Genomic DNA, 612 nt, shown 5'->3' with positions numbered 1-612 from the left:
GCCCATGTAGGACCAGGCGTCGTGCGGCAGGCGTACGCCCTTGGGGCGCCCGGTGGTACCGGAGGTGTAGATGAGCGTGGCGAGCTGGTCGGACCGCAGGTCCCGGACCCGGTCCCGCACGCTGTCCGGGTGCTTCGCCAGGTACTTCGCGCCCCGCCGCTCCAACTCGGCGAGTGAGAGCACCCAGCCCTCCGGGTCGCCGTCGGCCGGCACCGCGTCAGCCTCCTCGATCACCACCACGTGCTCCAGCGCGGGCAGGTCGGCGCGGCTCGCGCGGGCCTTGCGGAGCTGTTCGGCGTCCTCGGCGATGAGCACCCGGCTGCCCGAGTCGGAGAGGATGAACGCCGTCTCCTCGTCGTTGGTGGACGGGTAGATCGTGGTGGTCGCGGCGCCGGCGCAGAGGACGGCCAGGTCCGCGAAGATCCACTCGACCCGGGTGCTGCTCGCCAGGGCGACCCGCTCCTCCGAACCCAGCCCCAGGTCGATGAGGCCGGCCGCGATGGCGTACACGCGGTCGGCCGTCTCGGCCCAGCTCATCGACCCCCAGTCCGATGGCCCCTCGCCCGACGCGGGCGGGATCGGATAGCGGTACGCCTCCCTCTCGGGTGTGGC

1 protein-coding gene is annotated in these 612 nt (G+C 72.9%); it reads right to left on the bottom strand.

What is annotated here, in order from left to right:
- Positions 1–612 (bottom strand): AMP-binding protein (locus tag KUM32_RS40790; protein ID WP_217146717.1); only part of this gene is annotated, 612 nt, incomplete at both ends.

The organism is Streptomyces sp. AC627_RSS907, assembly GCF_019049165.1.
Note: the sequence above shows the minus strand (reverse complement) of the source record. Positions and strands in the feature narration are given on the sequence as shown.